Here is an 18,282-nt window from a genome sequence, read left to right on the forward strand (position 1 = left end):
CCATGAATGCCATTGCCAAGGCAATTGATGCCCTCAACGAGGGATTCGGCCGTCTCATTGCCCCCCTGATTGCCGTGATCACCCTCGTGGTGTTGTACGATATTGCACTGCGTTTCTTCGTCGGCCGTCCCAGCGATTGGGCCTTCGATATCACCAAGATGCTCTTCGGTGCCCATTTCATGCTGATGGCCGCCTACGGGCTACGCCACCACGCCCACGTCGAGGTCGACGTGCTCAAGCGCCTGCTGTCGCGCAAGAAGCAGGCCGTCATCGAAATCCTCGCCTATCTGATCTTCTTCGTGCCGTTCATCTGGATGCTGCTGACCTTCGGCTGGAGCTTCTTCATGCGCGCCTTCACCCGCGGCGAGACCACCTACGGGATGGTGTCGATCCCGGTCGCACCCATCAAGGGCGTGATCGTCGTCGCTGCCGTGACCCTCCTGCTACAGGCCATCGCCATCGTCATCCGCGCCATCCAGGTGCTGCGTGAGGAGAAACCAGCATGAGCCTGAGTCCGGAACTGCTTACCCTGTTCATGTTCGGCGGCCTGCTGGTCGGCCTGTTCATGGGCCATCCGCTGGCCTTCGTGCTCGGCGGCGTCGCGGTGATGGGTGCCTACCTCGGCCCCGGCCCGCGGGTGCTCGGCACCATCATCAACAATATCTATGGCAACGCCATGGACAACTATGTGCTGGTGGCCATTCCGCTCTTCGTGTTGATGGCGAGATTCCTCAATGATTCCGGGGTCACCGAGAAGATGTTCGAGGTGATGCGCCTGCTGCTGGCGCAACTGCGCGGCGGCCTGGCACTGACCGTGGTCATCGTCTCGGTGCTGCTGGCCGCCACCACCGGCATCGTCGGCGCCTCCATTGCCGTGATGGGCATGATCGCGCTGGTGCCGATGCTCAAGTATGGCTACAACAAGGAGCTCAGCACCGGGGTGATCATGGCCAGCGGCTGCCTGGGTATCCTGATTCCGCCAAGTATCATGCTGATCCTGATGGCCAGCTACTCGCCGGTGTCGGTGGGCGCGCTGTTTGCCGGCGCGTTGGTGCCGGGCCTGCTGCTGGGGGCCATGTATGCGCTCTACGTCCTGGTGATCTGCCACCTCAAGCCCTCCTACGGACCGCCGGTGGCGGTCGAAGAGCGCGCCGAGTACTCTACCGGCCAACTGATGATGATGCTGGTGAAGTACGTGCTGCCGCCCATGTCGCTGATTCTCGGCGTGCTCGGCGCACTGTTCACCGGCATCGCCACCGCCACCGAGGCCTCGGCCATCGGCGTGCTGATCGCCTTCCTCCTGTTCATGATCTTCGGTGATCGCAGGATCGGCACCTGCTTTCGCACGATGATCGACGCCAGCAAGACCACCACCATGGTGATGCTGGTACTGGTCGGCGCCACCGCCTTCACCGGGGTCTTCTCCCGTGGCGGCGGCATGACCGTGATCAACGATCTGGTCATGGCCATGCCGGGCGGCACGATTGGCGCCCTGATTTTCATGTTCGCGCTGGTGTTCGTGCTGGGAATGTTCCTCGACTGGACCGGTATCGTGCTGCTGAGCTTCCCGATCATGCTGCCGATCATCAACCAGATGGGTATCGACGTGCTGTGGTTCGTGGTGATGGTGGCGGTCGTGCTGCAGACCTCCTTCCTCACGCCACCGTTCGGTTACGCGCTTTTTTACATGAAAGGGGTGTCACCCAAGGGGGTCGAGATCGTCGATCTCTACAAGGCGGTGGTGCCGTTCGTCGCCCTGATCCTGCTGGCCTGTGTGCTGATGGCCTTCTTCCCCTGGCTCATCACCGGACTGCCATCGATCATGCTCGGCTACTGAACGGTACCCAGGTATCAACTCCGAAACGCCCGCCATCCTCCGGATGGCGGGCGCCCTGGTTTTGGGGTCGCTGAAAGGTTGACCTGAGTCATAAAAATCTTTTTGCGTATCATTACCATTTGCAGTCAGATACTTTTTTGCTATCGTGGCGATAGACCGAGACTGACCGAGGGACCTGACCACCGGAGAGTGGTGCATCACTTACCCCCGCCTTACACGCTTCAAGGAATGACACCATGCGCAAGACGTTGTTTGCCGCTACCGCCGCCGCTTCCTTTCTGCTTGCCGCACCGCTGGCGTCAGCCGGTAGCCTGACGCTCTATTCCGGCCGCGGCGAGTCGATGGTCGAGCCGATCATCGCCCAGTTCGAGAAAGACACGGGCATCGATGTCCAGGTTCGCTATGGCGACACCGCACAGCTGGCCGTTTTGCTTCAGGAAGAGGGCGACCGCTCACCGGCCGATCTCTACTGGGGTCAGGATGCCGGAGCCATGGGAGCCATCAGCAGGGCAGACCTGCTGGCCGAGCTGCCGGCCGACATCTATGAAGGGCTGCCGACCATCTACACCAGCGAGACCGGCAACTGGGTCGCCGCCAGCGGCCGCGGTCGTACCCTCGTCTACTCCTCCGAGCGCGTCAGCGAGGACGAGCTGCCAGCGAGCATCTTCGACCTCACCGACGAGCGCTATGAAGGCCGCATCGGCTGGGCACCAACCAACGGCTCCTTCCAGTCGCTGATCACCGCCATGCGCGTGGAACACGGCGACGAACGCACTCGAGAGTGGCTCGAAGGCATGAAGGACAACGGCACCGTCGCGTTCCGCAACAACGGTACCCAGGTACAAGGCGTGGCCGACGGAGAAGTCGATTTCGGTCTCGTCAACAATTACTACCTGCCGCGCTTCCTGGCCGCCGACGGCGACTTCCCCGTCGAGCAGACGGTGTTCAGCGACGGCGACATCGGCAATCTGGTCAACGTCGCCGGCATCGCCGTGCTGGAAAGCAGCGCGAACAAGGACGACGCCATCGAGTTCGTACGCTTCCTGCTCTCCCCGGCCGCCCAGCAATACTTTACCGGCAACGTCTACGAATACCCGGTCACCCGTGGCGTGATCCAGAACCCGAATCTCGAGGACTTCGACCGCCTGCTGGAAGTGTCGCCGCAGATCGATCTGGACGACCTGGACGACCTGGAAGGTACCCTGAACCTGCTGCGCGATGTCGGGCTACTGTAAGCCGATCCGAGCACCCATCGAGCGCCGCCTGCCCCGCAGGCGGCAACACTCACTGCGCGAGGCACGATGACCGAGACCACCGCCAGCGGCCTGCCGCTTTCGCGCCTTCCTCGGCTGCTGCCCAGGCGTGTACCGCTGCACATCCTGCTACCCTCCCTGGTGGTCGCCGCAGTCATGCTGGTGCCGTTGATCTATCTGGGTCTGCGCGCTTTCGAGGCCGATAGCGCCACCCTGGCCAACCTGGTCTTCCGGCCCCGTAATCTTCAACTGCTGATCAACACCCTGGCCTTGGCGGCCGGCGTGGTGTTTCTGACCACTCTGATGGCCTTTCCACTGGCCTGGCTGGTAACCCGCACCGATATACGTTTCAAGCGCACACTGACCATCATGGGGCTCATCCCCCTGGCGGTGCCTGGCTACGTGATGGCCTATGCCCTGATCGGCCTGGGCGGCAACTATGGCGTACTGGCCCAGCTCACCGGTATTCAGCTGCCCCGCATCCAGGGGTATGTCGGCGCGACCCTGGCGCTGTCGCTCTACACCTTTCCCTATCTCTTTCTCAACCTGCGTACCGCCCTGTCCGGCCTGGATGGCAACCTGGAAGAGAGTGCACGCAGCCTGGGCTATACCCAGGGCGAAATCCTGCGCAAGGTGACCCTGCCACACCTGATGCCATCGTTGATGGCCGGCTGGCTGGTCATTACGCTCTATGTACTGGGCGACTTCGGCGCCGTGGCCCTGATGCGCTACGAGGCCTTCAGCTACGCCATCTATACCCAATACTCCGGCGCGTTCGATCGTATCTATGCCGCCTGGTTGGCCATCATGCTGCTGGCCCTTGCCGCCAGCTTCGTGATGCTCGATAGCCTGGTGCTCAAGCGCAAGCTGGCACGGGTCGGCACCGGTGTGGCTCGCCCCCTCAAGCCAGCGCCGCTGGGCCGGGCCCGCTGGCTGGCATGGCCCTATCTGATCGTGCTCTTCGGTGTTTCCATCGGCCTGCCGGTCATGATCCTCGGCTACTGGCTGCTGCTGTCGCCGCCCGACATGAGCTTCTTCGCTCGCGTGCCGGGCACGTTCCTGCGTTCGGCCGGCGCCGCGTTGCCCGCTGCGCTGCTGGCCGCCGCCTTCGCCCTGCCACTGGCCTTCCTGACGGTACGCTACCGCTCGCCCTTTTCGACGCTGATCGAGCGTTCGGCCTATATCGGCTACGCCCTGCCACCACTGGCCCTGGGGCTGGCCATGGTGTTCTTCTCTCTGCGTACCGCGCCATTCCTCTACCAGACCCTGGCGCTGTTGATCATCACCTGGGCCATGGCATCGCTGGCGCTGGCACTGGGCCCGATTCGCAATTCGCTGCTGCAGACCCGCCCCAGCATGGAACAGGCCGCCCATTCGCTGGGCCATGGCCCCGCCAGCACATTTGTCCATGTGATCTTTCCGCGTCTTCGACGCGGCATCCTGGCGGGTATCGTGCTGGTCTTCGTGTTATGCATGAAGGAACTGCCGATCACCTTCCTCCTGGCCCCGACCGGCTATACCACCCTGGCGGTCACCGTATTCACCCGTACCTCGGAAGGCATGCTGGCTGAAGCGGCGCCCTTCGCCGCCGCCATCGTGGTGTTTTCAAGCCTGTCCGTGGGCCTTCTGCTCACCAAGGAGGGCAAATGATGACGAACCTCAACATCAGCGCCGACCCCAAGGGAAGCCCGATCCGGCTGGCCGCCCCGCTACTGTCGGTCAACGGCCTGACCAAGCGCTATCGTCACGGCGATCCCCTGGCTGTGGAAGACGTCAGCTTCTCGCTGGGCAACGGTGAGATCCTTGCCCTGCTTGGCCCGAGCGGCTGCGGCAAGACCACCACTCTGCGCATGATCGCGGGTTTCGAGACGCCGGATGGTGGCGAGATCCTCCTCCATGGCAAGCGGGTGACGCATCTGCCACCCCAGCAGCGCCGTATCGGCATCGTCTTTCAGGACTATGCCCTTTTTCCCCATATGAGCCTGGGTGAGAACGTCGCCTTCGCCATGCGCCACATCGCCAAGGCGAAGCGTCCGGCCAAGGCGCGTGAATGGCTTGACCTGGTGGGCCTGGCCGATCTCTCCACCCGTATGCCGGATGAGCTCTCAGGCGGCCAGCAGCAGCGCGTCGCCCTGGCCAGAACACTCGCCGCGGAACCCGAACTGGTGCTGCTGGACGAACCCTTCTCCAACCTCGACGCCGCCCTGCGGGAATCGACGCGCAAGGAAGTACGCCGCCTGTTCAAGGCCGCCGGTACCTCGGTGATACTCGTTACCCACGACCAGGCCGAGGCGCTCTCCTTTGCCGACCAGGTGGGAGTGATGCACTCCGGACAACTGTTGCAGATGGACCGCCCCGAGCGCATCTACCAGACGCCGGCCACCGCCTTCGTCGCCGAATTCCTTGGCCATACCAACCTCCTCGAGGGTATGGCCGATGGCGAAATCGCCCAGACCGCACTGGGACCTGTCGCCATCGATCACCGCCAGCAGGGGCCGGTGCGGCTATCGCTTCGCCCCGAGCACCTCTCCCTGTCGGCCGCCCCGGACGATCATGGCGCGACCATCGTCGAGCGCGAGTTTCGCGGCCACGACTGCTACTACCTGCTCGAACACCACGGCCAGCGCTTCTGCGCCATTACCCCCAGCCACATCCTGTGGAAGATCGGCGAGCAGGTTTGCCTGGAACCGCAGCGCACCGCCACGGTGCTGAGAGACTGACCGGGCCAAATGTCAGCCGCTCAGGGATGGGGAGGCGGAGAGCCTAACGCCGCGGCCTTCCCGGGGCCGCTGTGTAAGTGGCATCCGCTAGTCTGCTGGTTCGGGACTTCCGCTAGTGCGCCTCGTCCCAGTTCTTGCCACTCTCGGCTTCGACGACCAGCGGCACGCTGAGCTCGGCGGCCGCCTGCATCCTTGCCTTCACCGACGCGATGAAGTCCGCCACCTGCTCTTCCTTGACCTCGCAGACCAGCTCGTCGTGGACCTGCATCACCATCACCGCGTCGAATTCGGCCGCCTTGCCATTCTGCTCGTGCAGCCAGGTGTCGACGTCGATCATGGCGCGCTTGATGATATCCGCTGCGGTGCCCTGCATGGGTGCGTTGATGGCGGTCCGCTCGGCGGCCTGGCGGCGGGCATGGTTCTGGGCCTTGATTTCCGGCAGATAGAGCCGCCGGCCAAATACCGTTTCCACATAGCCGTCCTCTGCCGCCTGGGCGCGAACGCGATCCATGTAGCGCGCCACGCCGGGATAGCGGTCGAAGTAGCGATCGATGTAGGTCTGGGCCTGGCTGCGTTCGATATGCAGCTGCTTGCCCAGCCCCCATGCGCTCATACCGTAGATCAGTCCGAAGTTGATCGCCTTGGCACTGCGGCGCTGGTCACCCGAGACCTTGTCGAGCGGTACACCGAACACCTCCGCCGCGGTGGCGGTATGGATATCGCGATTCTCGGCAAAGGCGGTGCGCAGGCCCTCGTCCCCGGAAAGGTGGGCCATGATGCGCAGCTCGATCTGGGAGTAGTCGGCGGCCACGATGCAGTAGCCTGGCCGGGCGATGAAGGCCTGACGGATGCGCCGCCCCTCCTCGGTGCGGATTGGAATATTCTGCAGATTGGGATCGCTGGAGGAGAGCCGTCCGGTGGCGGTGACCGCCTGGTGATAGCTGGTATGCAGCCGCCCCGTCGTCTTGTTGACCAGCCGGGGCAGCTTGTCGGTGTAGGTGGACTTGAGCTTGGAGAGCCCCCGGTGTTCCATGATCACCTTGGGCAGCGGATAATCCAGGGCCAGCTCTTCGAGTACGGCTTCCGCGGTGGAGGGCGCGCCCTTGGGGGTCTTCTTGATTACCGGAATCTTCTGCTCTTCGAACAGGATCTGCCCGAGCTGCTTGGGCGAGCCGAGGTTGAACTCTCGCCCGGCCAGTTCGAAAGCGCGAATCTCCAGTTCACGGATGCGCTCGGCGAGCTCCTGGCTCTGGCGGTGTAGCCGTTCGGCGTCCAGTGCCACCCCGGTGCGCTCCATTCGCGACAATACCGGGATCAGTGGTCTCTCCAGGTTGTCGAGCACCTCGGCCAGACGCCCTTCGGCCTCGACCCGCGGACGAAGCGCGCAGTGCAGGCGCAGCGTCACGTCGGCATCCTCGCAGGCGTAGGGCACGGCCTGCTCGAAGTCGATCTGGTTGAAGGTAAGCTGCTTGGCTCCCTTGCCGGCAATCTCCTCGAAGCTGACGGTCTTCTGACCGAGATACTTGAGCGCCAGCGAATCCATGTCGTGGCGGGTCGCGGTGGAATTGAGCACGTAGGACTCAAGCATGGTATCGGTCAGCGGCCCGCGCACGCTGATGCCATAGTTGGCCAGCACCGAGATGTCGTATTTGAGGTTCTGGCCGATCTTGCCCCGCGCGGGGTCCTCCCACAGCGGCTTGAGCATCGCCAGCACCCGATCGCGATCAAGCTGGTCGGGCACGTCGATGTAGTCATGCGCCACCGGAATGTAGGCCGCCTCTCCCGGCTCCAGCGCCAATCCTATGCCGACGATCTCGGCGACCATGTAGTTCAGGCTGTTGGTTTCCAGGTCGAAGCAGAACGCCTCGGCCGTCCCCAGCCGCGAGAGCCAGTCATCCAGCTCCTCCTGGGTCAGAATCAGGTGGTTCTTGCAGGCGGAGACGCTTGCGGCCGGGGCGGCATGATCGAGGTTCGTCGCCGCGGACGCCACACTCGCGCCACGTACCACGTCATCGACTCCTTCGTCCTTGCCGGCCAGCAGCTCGGACAACCAGGCCTTGAACTCCAGTTCGGTGTACCAGTGCTTGAGCGCTTCACGGTCCGGGTGGGCGATATCCAGGTCATCGAGGCCCACCGGCAGCTCGCAGTCTGTCTTGATCGTCGCAAGCTGGTAAGAGAGATAGGCCTGGTCGCGGTGTTCCTCGAGCTTTTTGGGCAGGGTCTTGGCGCCGCGAAAGTCGAGGGTCTTGACCGTTTCCAGGCCGGCATAGATAGCATCCAGACCACCACCGATGCCCTGCAGCAGGCCCAGCGCCGTCTTGCCGCCGACCCCGGGCACGCCGGGAATGTTATCGACCTTGTCGCCCATCAGCGCCAGGTAATCGATGATCAGCTCGGGTGGCAAGCCGAACTTCTGCTTGACCCCCTCCACGTCCAGCGTTTCATCCTTCATGGTGTTGACCAGCGTGATGTGGTCATTGACCAGCTGGGCCATATCCTTGTCGCCGGTGGAGATCACCGCATCGCGCCCCGCCTCCGTTGCATGGCGGGCCAGGGTGCCGATGACATCGTCGGCCTCCACGCCCTCGACACACAGCAGGGGTAGGCCCAACGCCCGGACGCAGGCATGCAGGGGCTCCACCTGGGAGCGCAGGTCGTCGGGCATCGGCGGCCGGTGTGCCTTGTACTGCTCGAACAGCTCATCGCGGAAGGTCTTCCCCTTGGCATCGAAGACCACCGCCATCGGGCTGTCCGGATAGTCTTTGATAAGCCTCTTGAGCATGTTGAGCACCCCCTTCACGGCTCCGGTAGGCTGCCCCCTGGAGGTGGTCAAGGGCGGCAGGGCATGGAAGGCTCGGTAGAGATAGGAGGAACCGTCGACGAGAACGATGGGCGTGTCGGCCATGTATCGGTATCCGTTGAGTCTGTGCAAGAAAACGTGATCCTGGTCAGCCATGATACGCATTGCGCAACTGTTTTGCCGCCGACATTGGGTTCATACTGTCCAACGTCATACACTGAGCATATCCCACGTGGTGATAGCGACTGTCGCAAGCCGGCTTCGGAGGTCAACATGAACACTCAGCGCCATATCGTCACTATTGCTCTGCTCTCTCTCGGGCTCGGCCTGGCTGTCGCCACCTCCGCGCTGGCCCAATCCTCCGCCGATATCGAGCCGGACATCACCATCCGCCAGGAGGAAGACCGCACCATCCGCGAATACCGGGTAAATGGCCAGCTCTATGCCATCGAGATCCGCCCATCCCGTGGCCCCAGCTACTTCCTGGTGGACCATGATGGCGATGGCAACTTCGAACGCCAGGAAGGCGACCGTATTGCCATTCCTCAGTGGATCCTGCTGAGCTGGTAGTCCTGTTCCTGGCCTTGATGATATCGGGCAACCTATCATCCTCCCCGGACGTGCATCGAAGTGCCAAGTCGCTACAATAGGCGGCTTGGCAACCTGGGCGAGAAACACATGGCCGTATTCACACCGTTAAGCGACGCACAGGTCGCGGATTTTCTCGGCAGCTTCGACGCTGGCTCGCTGGTGTCCCTGGAAGGGGTGGCCGGCGGCACGGAGAATTCCACCTTCTTCGTCACCACCGACCAACGGGAACTCGTGCTGACCCTCTTCGAACAGGGCGAACACGAAGAGCTGCCCTTCTTTGTCGAGTTGCTCGATTACCTGGACGAGCACCGCCTTCCCGTCCCGGGCCCGGTGCACGACCGCGACGGCATTGCCCTGCACAGCCTGGCCGGCAAGCCCTCGCTGCTGTTTCCGCGCCTGCCGGGGCGCCACCCCATGGCGCCCAACCTGGAGCAGTGCCGGGTGCTTGGCGATACCCTGGGACACATGCATGTGGTCTCGCAGCACTTCCCCGGGCACCGCCCCAATCCCCGCGACCTGAACTGGCTCATGGCCATGCACCACAGGACGTTGGTGTATCTCTCACCGGAGGACCAGGCCCTGATGAAGGACGAAGTGGAGATCTACCAGGGAGTGTTCGGCGATGCACCGCCACTGCCGCAGGGTGCACTGCATGGCGATCTGTTCCGCGACAATACCCTCTTCGAGGGGGACCGTCTGGGCGGCATCATCGATTTCTACAATGGCTGCACCGGCGACCTGCTGTTCGACCTGGCCATCGTCATCAATGACTGGGCCACAGGCCCGGACGGCCGCCTCGATGCCGAGCGCCACGACATCATCCTGAGCGCCTACCAGGCCCGCCGTCCGCTCGACGACACCGAACGCGAGGTATGGCCGACGATGCTGCGCATGACGGCGCTGCGCTACTGGCTCTCACGCCTGCTGGTGGTCTATGTGGACCCGCCGGCCCATGACCTCACGCCCCACGATCCGGGGCGGTTCCATACGATCCTCACGGCACGCCTGAACCATGGCGCCCTGCCCCTGCCCGAAGCGAGCACAACAGCATGAGTCTATCGATGGGAGCGGCCTCCAGTCCCGCCCAGCGCGCACGGCGCACCTGGAATATCGATCAGTGGGGCAGCGGTTATTTCGATGTGGACGATGCCGGCAACGCCCTGGTTCGACCGCTGGGCAGTGAAGCCGTTGGGCCAGCCCTGCCGCTCGCCCCGCTGGTCGATGAACTGCGCAATGCCGGCCTGCGCCTGCCGGTGCTGGTCCGTTTCAGCGATATCCTGCATGACCGGGTCGAACAGCTGTGTGATGCCTTCGACCTGGCCATGACGGAAGAGGAATACGATGGCGGCTATACCGCGGTCTACCCCATCAAGGTCAACCAGCAGCGTCGTGTGGTCGAGGAGATACTCGCCACCCGCGAGCGGGGGCATGGACGAGTCGGCCTCGAGGCCGGCAGCAAGCCGGAGCTGCTGGCGGTGCTGGCGCTATCCGGTGACGGCCCTTCGTTGATCGTCTGCAATGGCTACAAGGACCGCGAGTACATCCGCCTGGCGCTGATGGGCGAAAAGCTCGGCCATCGGGTCTACCTGGTGGTGGAGAAGTTCTCCGAACTGCCGCTGATCATGGAAGAAGCCGAGCAGTTGGGCGTGACCCCGCGCATCGGGTTGCGTGCACGCCTGGCGTCGGTCGGCATGGGGAAATGGCAGGACACGGGGGGCGAGAAATCGAAGTTCGGGCTCACCGCGGGCCAGATGCTGGCCGTGGTGGAAAGCCTGCGCGAGACCGATTCACTCGGCTGCCTGCAGCTGGTTCATTTTCATCTGGGCTCGCAGATCGCCAATATCCGCGATATCCAGTTCGGACTGCGGGAGTGCGCGCGTTTCTACCAGAGCCTGCTGGCGCTGGGCGTTCCCATCGATACCGTGGACGTGGGTGGCGGACTCGGCATCGACTATGAAGGCACCCGCTCGCGCAGCTTCTGCTCGATCAACTATTCGATGCGCGAGTATGCCCGCAATGTCGTCAGCGCCTTCGCCCAGGCCTGCAACGAGGCGGATATCCCTCAGCCCCATCTCATCAGTGAGTCTGGACGAGCCCTCACCGCTCATCACGCCGTGCTGATCACCAACGTGATTGGCGAGGAGCGGGTCAACGACCAGGCTCCCGAACGACAGGCCGAGGACGACCCCCAGCTCGAGGAGCTGTGGCGGGTCCACGACCTGCTCTACGATCACGTGGAGCCACGCGGGCTGGTAGAGGCCTGGCACGACCTGCTGCAAGCCATGAGCGAGCTGCACGATCGCTTCATCATGGGGCTTGCCGACATCACCGTGCGGGCCGAGGGAGAAGGCGTCTATTTCGCCGCCTGTGCCCGCCTTCGCTCACGGCTGGATAGCCGCAACCGGGCCCATCGGGAGATCATCGATGAGCTGGCCGAGAAACTCGCCGACAAGCTGTTCGTCAATTTCTCGCTCTTCCAGTCGGTACCCGATGTCTGGGGCATCGACCAGATATTCCCCGTCCTGCCGTTGACAGGACTCGACCGCGAGCCGACACGCCGCGGCGTGATCCAGGATATCACCTGTGACAGCGACGGGCGCATCGATGGTTACGTCGATGGCCAGGGGGTGGAAACCACCCTGCCGCTGCCGGAATGGAGCGAGGATGAGGAGCGCCTGCTGGGCTTCTTTCTCGTCGGGGCATATCAGGAAATTCTGGGCGACCTGCACAACCTCTTCGGCGATACCGACTCAGTGGATGCCGCCCTGGACGACGAGCAGAACTGGGTGCTGTCCCATGCCCAGCAGGGCGACAGGGTGGCCGATGTTCTGGCTTACGTGAATTTCGATGCGGAGGTACTGCGGGAGCATCTGGCCGGACAGCTGGCGGAAAGCGGGCTGTCCGCGGAGGAACAGGCATATTTCATGGACGACCTTTCAGCAGGCCTACAGGGCTACACGTACCTGGAATAGTCCTTGAGCAAGCCGACTCACGGCACGACACCCCGCAGCCGGGCTGCGGGGTGTCGTTGCGTTTGGGCCGGCGTACCGTGCTTGCTGCCGGCATGCCAGTCGCGACCAGTCCTACTCCATGACCTGAGCGGCGACGTCCAGGCCACCGGTCAATGTCAGTCGCAGCTTGGCGCCACGAGGCAGCTCACCCACCCCGGACGGAGTACCGGTGAGCACCACGTCGCCTGGCAGCAACGAAAAATGCCGGCTCATCTCGGCGACCAGCGAAGGTACCGGGAACAGCATGTCGGCGCCTTCCCCATGCTGGCGAAGCTCCCCGTCGATCTCCAGCTCGAACATCAGCGCATTCCAGTTGGGTGCCCGGCTGAGCGGGAGGAAATCGGACAGCGGACAGGCGCCGTCGAAGCATTTGGCCACTTCCCAGGGATGGCCCTTTTCCTTGAGTCGTGTCTGTACATCTCGCAGAGTCAGGTCGAGGCCCAGACCGATACCGACAATGGCACGCTCTGCCTCGTCGGCCGTGGCATGGTTCAGCTCCTCACCGATCAGCAGCGCCAGCTCGACCTCGTAATGAACCTCTCCACGGGAGAAAGGCGCATCGAGCGGCTCATCAAGGCCCACGACACTGGTGGCCGGCTTGATGAACAACAGCGGCTCGTCAGGTATCGGATTGTCCAGCTCCTTGGCATGGTCGGCGTAATTGCGACCGATGCAGACGACCTTGCCGAGCGGGTGGGGAAATTCCTGACCATCGGTAAAACGGGGAACAAAGCGCATGGCGGGTCTTCTCCTTCTCGTTATGCGTGCCGCTCTCAACAACAGCCAGACAGTCTACCGCACCAGACACCCTGTTCCACAATCCCCCGCCGTCGAACAGATCGTCCCAGCGCCGGGAAACCGCTCTTCATCCGGATCGCGCGCCAGGAAAGCCGGGGGCCTGGGCCTGCAAGCGCCCTGGATCCTCAAGCGGAACCTGTCAACCTGATTCAGACTCTTCAAGCGGTGCCCGGTGGATCGCCAGGCAGCCGGCCTTCATCATCTATTACTTACGTGAACCTTGGTAGGCGCCGAGCGTGACCACTTCCAGAACACGATGTTGATGTCTCGATCGGTTGCGCCCTTCGCTTGAGACGGTACTCGAATGCCTGCGAAACCCTCCTCGATCAGCTGCGCGACTATCTCCCAGGCGACGACGGGCTCGCGCCGTATTTTCTTGTCCAACCAGGCTTCGTGCATCCAGGTCTCTGAGGAGGGACGCACGTGCTCCCGGGTTGCTGAGTCACACAGGTTCAGGAGTGGACCGCAGTCGACTTCGTAGGTACAGAGCGTCAGCGGCTGGGTCTTAAACGGGAAGCCTTGTTGAGCCTCAAGCCAGGCGGTCTCGAAACGCTCACTAGTGTAAAGAGCCGGGAGTCCAACTGGGTTCCAGCGCCCCCCGTTCCGAGCGGCACCCTCCCCGGACTCTGGTGCATGCTGCCACCGAGGATTGTGGCCACGATAGACGACTCCTTACAAGGCACTGTCGCACTGCTCTCTCTGCTACAGCCAACACTGCAGCGCGGATTGGCAGAACTTTCTGAACCAATCATCTTGCGGGCAGCATGAGCCGTCGCAGTAACTGCCACGATAATGCCGTTGCCGAAAGCAAGAGCCTGATGGGTGTCTAGAATATCCGGGGCAATTCAGGCCACCACCTCAAACAGTCATTCTGTGTGAGGTGGTGGAAAGCATAAAGGAAGCCCGTGGTCCGCGGAAAGCTACTTGACGGCGGTGACCACCAACTCCAGCAACACGTTATCGCCTAGGTCCGCGACTCCTAAAGTCGCCCTGGCAGGCAGGTGTTCTGGATCAAACCATTGAGTCCAGACGTCATTCATCCCTTTTTTTAGAGATAAATCAGCCACGTAAGCCGTAGCCGAAACGATGCGATCCTTGTTAGTTCCGGCTTCAGCGAGATAGCTTTCCAGCTTGTCCAATACCTGCTGAGTCTGGCCTGCCATGTCCAAGCCAAGATCATCAGCGATGATGCCACCGAAGAACACAAAGCCATTGGCTGCAACGGCACGGTGCATGATGGGGGTACGAATACTGCGTTCGATCATGTGATTAACTCCTGTGATTGCCTGTCTACAGGCGTGGTGTCGCTCTTTTCGGCATGCCGAAAGGAGAGCAAGATGGGCATGTCGCAAATCAGTGCCTCAGCCTGACGAGCGATAGCCCTGAAAGCGCGTGATGGAAAACGGCTTGATCGGGTAGGCCGGCTCCCGTCCCATAGCCAGGTCGGCGACGATTTCCCCAGAGATGGGGCTCAGTTGAAAGCCGTGAGCCGAGAAGCCGAAGGCATGAATTACGCTCTCCGATGTACTGCCCGGACCCAACACCGGGATCTGGTCCGGCATGACAGCTTCCATCCCTGCCCAAGTGCGGACAATGCGTGCCTCATGCATGAAGGGGAACAGGCTCAATACGGTGTCGGCATTGTCCGCCAATCCTCCCAGACAGGTCTCGGCGACCTGGCGTCGCGAATCGACTTCTCCCCGAACGCCTCCGCCGATCAGCACTGTGCCGTTTTCAAACTGCTTGAAGGAGAGTGGCCTGGACGTTGCCCCGATGACCGGGCCGAGAAATGGCTTCAGTCGCTCGGTAATCATCAGCATCGGCGCCTCGGCGGCTAGCGGTACCGGCTCGCCCAGCCATTGACAAAGCGTCCCGGCCCAAGCACCAGCGCAGTTGATGAGGATGTCGGCAGAGAAACGGTGGAGTCCCGCCTGAACCTTCCACCCGCTGCCATGGGCCTCCAGGCCGGTGACAACCACGCCTTCGAAGAAGCTCACACCCTGCCGTTGAGCCTGGCGTCGCCACGCTGTCACCGTGCGATAGGGGTTGGCATAACCATCACCGTCGCAGGCAAGTCCGCCAGGGCAGTGGGGAGACAGTGCCGGAACGCGCTTATGTAGCTCGTCGCGGGTGATGAGATACTCGTGGTCGAATCCCAAAGAACGGACCTGCCGCTCACGATCGGCTAGCGTCTCCAGATCGGCGCCATTCTCGGCGACCTTGATCTGCCCCACCGGGCGAAAATCACAGTCGTCTCCGACCACCTCGGCCATGCGTTGCCAGCGTTCCCAAGCAGCCATGGCCAAGGGGATCTCCGCAGGATGCCTGCCCAACCGTCGCACACCACCGGCGTTTACACCCGAGGCGTGCCGACCGGCGTAGTCCTTGTCGATCACCGTGACCCGATGGCCCTGGGCGCTGAGATGGACAGCGGCACTACAACCATGGAGACCTGCCCCGACGATCACGATCCGGGCACTCATCCGGAAGCGTCTTCTGCGGCTGTTGCCAACTGCCCCAAGGTAATGGGCTTGAAGGGGGGGCGAAGGCGGTAGTAGCCAGTCTCGGCAACGCTCTGCCCGTTGGCATCGGCCAACAGCTCGCTGACCGTCAGTCCACACAAGCGTCCCTGACAGGGCCCCATGCCACACCGGGTGAATGACTTGGTCTGGTTGGGGCCACGACACCCCTGCTCGGCCATGCGGCGAACCTCACCGGCGGTAACCTCCTCGCAACGACACACCAGCGTATCATCCTCAGGCAGCCGCCAATGCGCTGCCGGCCGGTAGAGAGCGTCGAGGAAGGGACGAATGGCCGTTTCTCGCGCCAAGTCACGACGCAGCCGTTTCACTTCCTCCCGGGTCTTATCTTCACTCACGCGACCGAGTGTAATGGCGGCTCCCAGCCCTGCCAGTCGTCCCTGCATAGCCGAGGCCTTGGCACCCACAATGCCGCCGGCATCTCCAGCGACCGTAATACCCTCAACATCTGTCGCCAACCAGGCGTCTCTTCGCGGCTGCCAGGCCAGTTGCCGCTCGTCCCAGTCATGAGTACAGTCGAGGGCCCGCGTGACCTGGGTGTTAGGAACTACCCCCTGATGAAGCAGAAGCAGCGGAGTTGTCAGGCAGTGCCACTCAGAATCGTCGCCGCATTGCCAGCGGATTCGCTCCAGTCGGTCTTCGCCTTCGGCTTCCAGAGCCGTCACGTGCCGGACATGCCTGACGCCTGCACGTCGCAGTTCGGCCAATAGCCCCACGCCCTTGAGCAGGGTCCGCGCATTTCGTAGCGCACCGGGCAGTAGCGGGAGTGCATCCCGGTATTGCCCCGCCGGCGTGGTATCGAGCAAAGCAGCAATGGGAATCCCGGCGCGCAGATATTGCACGGCCAGCAGTAACAGAAGTGGCCCGCAGCCAGCGAGCACAACCGGTGCCGAAGGCGCCAAGCCAGCACTCTTGAGCAGGATCTGGCCGCTTCCGGCGGTCATGACCCCGGGCAGGGTCCAGCCCGGAATCGGGAAGGGCCGCTCCATCGCACCATGGGCGAGAATGACATGTCGGGCTCGCACCATCGAAGCTTTCTCACCCTGGAGGAGCCCGACCTCGAGCCGCCGGGTGAGCTGCCACAGGGTAGTGCCGGGACGATAGTCGATGCGCGGATCATCCAGTCCATCTACCAGCTCCTTACCATGCCAGTAGTCATCACCAAGAATTCGCCGTTCCTTGAGAGGTGTCGACTGAATTGAACGATAGATCTGCCCGCCAGCTGCCGGCTGCTCATCGACCACCACTGCGGTGATGCCGTGGGCCACGGCAGTGGCGGCAGCGGCCAGGCCGGCAGGCCCGCTGCCTAGTATCACCAGGTCATGAATCGTCATCAGCCGAGTCTCCTTGCGCCGTGTTGCGAACGGATCTGCATGCCGTCCTTCACAAGGACTTGGCAACCCTGGACATTAGGAATGTCGTCCACCTCGACCAGACACTCGAAGCAGACCCCCATCATGCAATAGGGGCCCCTCGGGGATCCGCTCACCGGCGTGGTACGGCATGCCTCGACACCGGCCGAGAGCAGTGCCGCTGCAATGGTATCGCCATCATGGGCAGTGACCTGCCGGCCATCGAAGTACACGATCACTGTTTTCTGTGCAGAGGCATCAGGCAGGGATAACCGTTTGAACATCGAATCTCTCCGCGGTGAAAGGGGCTATTTCGCTGGGCAAGGAATCACCAGCGATCCAGGGGGCAAGACGTTTGGCATGGGCTGCAGCCAAGGTCACACCGCTATGGCAGCAGGCCACGAATGCGCCGGGGTGGGAGAGCGAGGCCTGATAGAGTGGATAGCCATCCGGCGTCATCACGCGCAACGCACCCCAGGTACGTACTACCCGCGTGTTGGCCAGCGCTGGCAGGGCACGCACGGCTCGCTGGGCGATATTCGACAGCACTGGGGTCTCGGTGCCTTCGTCGAAACCGACATCTTCGTGGGAGTCCCCCATCAAGATCGAGCCTTCCCCCGTCTGGCGGAGATACGTGGTCGGCAGATTCAGCAGGGGACGCATGCGCTCAGTGACCAGGATTTCGCCTCGATTGGGTATCAGTGGGGCGTGCAGCCCAACCTGAGGGGCCAGGAGTCGATTCCCGAGACCGGCGGCGAGCACCACGCGTTCTGCCTGTACTCGTTCACCCTCACGCTCGATCACGAAGCTGTCCCCGTTCCGATGCACTCGGTGAACCTTGCTGCCGGGAAGGAAAGTTCCGCCGCAGCGAAGAAAACCGGCATGCAATCCGCGTAGCAGATAAAGCGGGTTGGCATGTCCGTCCCAGCGCGACCATGAGGCCCCCGTGATACTCTCCCCGATTTCTGGAATCATCTCGCGTAGCTGTTCATGATCGAGCATGGCGAAATCGAACTGCCCCCCGGTCGCCTTGACCAGCGAGGTCAGATCAGCCTGCCGCAGCTCCATTTCCTTCTGGCTATAGCAGAGATGCACGCCTCCCGGCGCTTGATGCTGAGTTGTCACCTCAGTGAGTTCCCGGAGTTCTTCCGAAAGACTGGGCCACAGAGATGCAGAGCTCATGCTCCACTGTGAATAGCTTGGGATTTCGAGCCCCTTCCCCTGGACCCAGACCAGCCCAAAGTTGCCTCGAGAGGCCCGATAGGCAACATCGCCTTCATCGAGCACAGCGACTCGGTGGCCGGCCTTAGCCAGGCCATAGGCAATAGCACTGCCTACTAGTCCGCCCCCGACGATAGCAAAATCATAGGTTTTCATATG

General features: G+C 62.5%; 15 protein-coding genes and 1 pseudogene. 8 read left to right on the plus strand and 8 right to left on the minus strand.

Features of this window, described 5'->3' with window-relative positions; all coding sequences use genetic code 11:
• Positions 1 to 2 precede the first annotated feature (2 nt).
• From C1H69_RS03240 to C1H69_RS03260, 5 genes are all read left to right on the plus strand, one after another.
• Positions 3 to 506 carry a TRAP transporter small permease subunit gene (locus C1H69_RS03240; RefSeq protein WP_102651510.1) on the plus strand — a complete coding sequence of 168 codons (504 nt, stop codon included), beginning with the start codon at positions 3 to 5 and terminating at the stop codon, positions 504 to 506.
• Complete coding sequence (locus C1H69_RS03245) at positions 503 to 1,837, plus strand: TRAP transporter large permease (RefSeq protein WP_102651509.1); 1,335 nt, start codon at positions 503 to 505, stop codon at positions 1,835 to 1,837. Before C1H69_RS03240 ends, C1H69_RS03245 begins: the two co-directional genes overlap by 4 nt.
• 236 nt (positions 1,838 to 2,073) lie before the next feature.
• Positions 2,074 to 3,072, plus strand: coding sequence for an iron ABC transporter substrate-binding protein (locus C1H69_RS03250; protein WP_102651989.1), 999 nt, complete (start codon positions 2,074 to 2,076; stop codon positions 3,070 to 3,072).
• Positions 3,073 to 3,138: 66 nt separating this feature from the next.
• Entirely contained in the window at positions 3,139 to 4,740 is a 1,602-nt protein-coding gene (locus tag C1H69_RS03255; RefSeq protein WP_205738400.1) for an ABC transporter permease, read from the plus strand.
• Positions 4,737 to 5,810, plus strand: a complete 1,074-nt coding sequence (locus C1H69_RS03260) for an ABC transporter ATP-binding protein (protein ID WP_205738401.1) — start codon at positions 4,737 to 4,739, stop codon at positions 5,808 to 5,810. Before C1H69_RS03255 ends, C1H69_RS03260 begins: the two co-directional genes overlap by 4 nt.
• A gap of 112 nt (positions 5,811 to 5,922) precedes the next feature.
• Here the strand turns inward: C1H69_RS03260 and polA are convergent, their stop codons facing one another.
• On the minus strand, positions 5,923 to 8,715 hold the full coding sequence (gene polA, locus C1H69_RS03265; RefSeq protein WP_102651990.1) for a DNA polymerase I: 2,793 nt from the start codon (positions 8,713 to 8,715) through the stop codon (positions 5,923 to 5,925).
• Positions 8,716 to 8,883: 168 nt separating this feature from the next.
• Here polA and C1H69_RS03270 point away from each other — a divergent pair, with 168 nt between their 5' ends.
• The 3 genes from C1H69_RS03270 to speA all read left to right on the plus strand — a co-directional run bounded on the left by C1H69_RS03270 (position 8,884) and on the right by speA (position 12,173).
• Positions 8,884 to 9,180 (plus strand): DUF2782 domain-containing protein, encoded by a 297-nt coding sequence (locus C1H69_RS03270; protein WP_102651991.1) that lies wholly within the window; start codon positions 8,884 to 8,886, stop codon positions 9,178 to 9,180.
• A 108-nt stretch (positions 9,181 to 9,288) separates the two neighbouring features.
• A complete protein-coding gene (locus tag C1H69_RS03275; RefSeq protein WP_102651992.1) occupies positions 9,289 to 10,254 on the plus strand; it encodes a homoserine kinase in 966 nt (321 codons plus the stop codon).
• An 8-nt stretch (positions 10,255 to 10,262) separates the two neighbouring features.
• Complete coding sequence (gene speA / locus C1H69_RS03280) at positions 10,263 to 12,173, plus strand: biosynthetic arginine decarboxylase (RefSeq protein WP_422666877.1); 1,911 nt, start codon at positions 10,263 to 10,265, stop codon at positions 12,171 to 12,173.
• Between the two features lie 111 nt (positions 12,174 to 12,284).
• On the opposite strand, the gene C1H69_RS03285 is transcribed toward speA, so the two are convergent.
• From C1H69_RS03285 to C1H69_RS03315, 7 genes and pseudogenes are all read right to left on the minus strand, one after another.
• Positions 12,285 to 12,950, minus strand: coding sequence for a fumarylacetoacetate hydrolase family protein (locus C1H69_RS03285; protein WP_102651994.1), 666 nt, complete (start codon positions 12,948 to 12,950; stop codon positions 12,285 to 12,287).
• 258 nt (positions 12,951 to 13,208) lie between these two features.
• A pseudogene (locus C1H69_RS24570) lies at positions 13,209 to 13,664 on the minus strand (RES family NAD+ phosphorylase); the annotation flags it as partial.
• Positions 13,665 to 13,930: 266 nt separating this feature from the next.
• On the minus strand, positions 13,931 to 14,275 hold the full coding sequence (locus C1H69_RS03295; RefSeq protein WP_102651995.1) for a RidA family protein: 345 nt from the start codon (positions 14,273 to 14,275) through the stop codon (positions 13,931 to 13,933).
• Positions 14,276 to 14,371: 96 nt separating this feature from the next.
• Positions 14,372 to 15,493 (minus strand): NAD(P)/FAD-dependent oxidoreductase, encoded by a 1,122-nt coding sequence (locus tag C1H69_RS03300; protein WP_102651996.1) that lies wholly within the window; start codon positions 15,491 to 15,493, stop codon positions 14,372 to 14,374.
• The gene (locus C1H69_RS03305; protein WP_102651997.1) at positions 15,490 to 16,884 is read right to left on the minus strand and encodes an FAD/NAD(P)-dependent oxidoreductase; all 1,395 of its coding nucleotides are present in this window, start codon (positions 16,882 to 16,884) and stop codon (positions 15,490 to 15,492) included. The genes C1H69_RS03300 and C1H69_RS03305 overlap by 4 nt, the downstream gene beginning before the upstream one ends.
• Entirely contained in the window at positions 16,884 to 17,186 is a 303-nt protein-coding gene (locus tag C1H69_RS03310) for a (2Fe-2S)-binding protein (protein WP_102651998.1), read from the minus strand. Before C1H69_RS03310 ends, C1H69_RS03305 begins: the two co-directional genes overlap by 1 nt.
• On the minus strand, positions 17,161 to 18,279 hold the full coding sequence (locus tag C1H69_RS03315) for an NAD(P)/FAD-dependent oxidoreductase (protein WP_102651999.1): 1,119 nt from the start codon (positions 18,277 to 18,279) through the stop codon (positions 17,161 to 17,163). Before C1H69_RS03315 ends, C1H69_RS03310 begins: the two co-directional genes overlap by 26 nt.
• Positions 18,280 to 18,282: the final 3 nt, after the last annotated feature.

It is taken from the genome of Billgrantia endophytica (assembly GCF_002879615.1).
Lineage (GTDB): Bacteria > Pseudomonadota > Gammaproteobacteria > Pseudomonadales > Halomonadaceae > Halomonas > Halomonas endophytica.

Bases quoted from the DNA above. Each gene is read 5' to 3' on its own strand.
- C1H69_RS03240 (WP_102651510.1), top strand. From the start codon at position 3: ATGAATGCCATTGCCAAGGCAATTGATGCCCTCAACGAGGGATTCGGC.
- C1H69_RS03245 (WP_102651509.1), top strand. From the start codon at position 503: ATGAGCCTGAGTCCGGAACTGCTTACCCTGTTCATGTTCGGCGGCCTG.
- C1H69_RS03250 (WP_102651989.1), top strand. From the start codon at position 2,074: ATGCGCAAGACGTTGTTTGCCGCTACCGCCGCCGCTTCCTTTCTGCTT.
- C1H69_RS03255 (WP_205738400.1), top strand. From the start codon at position 3,139: ATGACCGAGACCACCGCCAGCGGCCTGCCGCTTTCGCGCCTTCCTCGG.
- C1H69_RS03260 (WP_205738401.1), top strand. From the start codon at position 4,737: ATGATGACGAACCTCAACATCAGCGCCGACCCCAAGGGAAGCCCGATC.
- polA (WP_102651990.1), bottom strand. From the start codon at position 8,715: ATGGCCGACACGCCCATCGTTCTCGTCGACGGTTCCTCCTATCTCTAC.
- C1H69_RS03270 (WP_102651991.1), top strand. From the start codon at position 8,884: ATGAACACTCAGCGCCATATCGTCACTATTGCTCTGCTCTCTCTCGGG.
- C1H69_RS03275 (WP_102651992.1), top strand. From the start codon at position 9,289: ATGGCCGTATTCACACCGTTAAGCGACGCACAGGTCGCGGATTTTCTC.
- speA (WP_422666877.1), top strand. From the start codon at position 10,263: ATGGGAGCGGCCTCCAGTCCCGCCCAGCGCGCACGGCGCACCTGGAAT.
- C1H69_RS03285 (WP_102651994.1), bottom strand. From the start codon at position 12,950: ATGCGCTTTGTTCCCCGTTTTACCGATGGTCAGGAATTTCCCCACCCG.
- C1H69_RS03295 (WP_102651995.1), bottom strand. From the start codon at position 14,275: ATGATCGAACGCAGTATTCGTACCCCCATCATGCACCGTGCCGTTGCA.
- C1H69_RS03300 (WP_102651996.1), bottom strand. From the start codon at position 15,493: ATGAGTGCCCGGATCGTGATCGTCGGGGCAGGTCTCCATGGTTGTAGT.
- C1H69_RS03305 (WP_102651997.1), bottom strand. From the start codon at position 16,884: ATGACGATTCATGACCTGGTGATACTAGGCAGCGGGCCTGCCGGCCTG.
- C1H69_RS03310 (WP_102651998.1), bottom strand. From the start codon at position 17,186: ATGTTCAAACGGTTATCCCTGCCTGATGCCTCTGCACAGAAAACAGTG.
- C1H69_RS03315 (WP_102651999.1), bottom strand. From the start codon at position 18,279: ATGAAAACCTATGATTTTGCTATCGTCGGGGGCGGACTAGTAGGCAGT.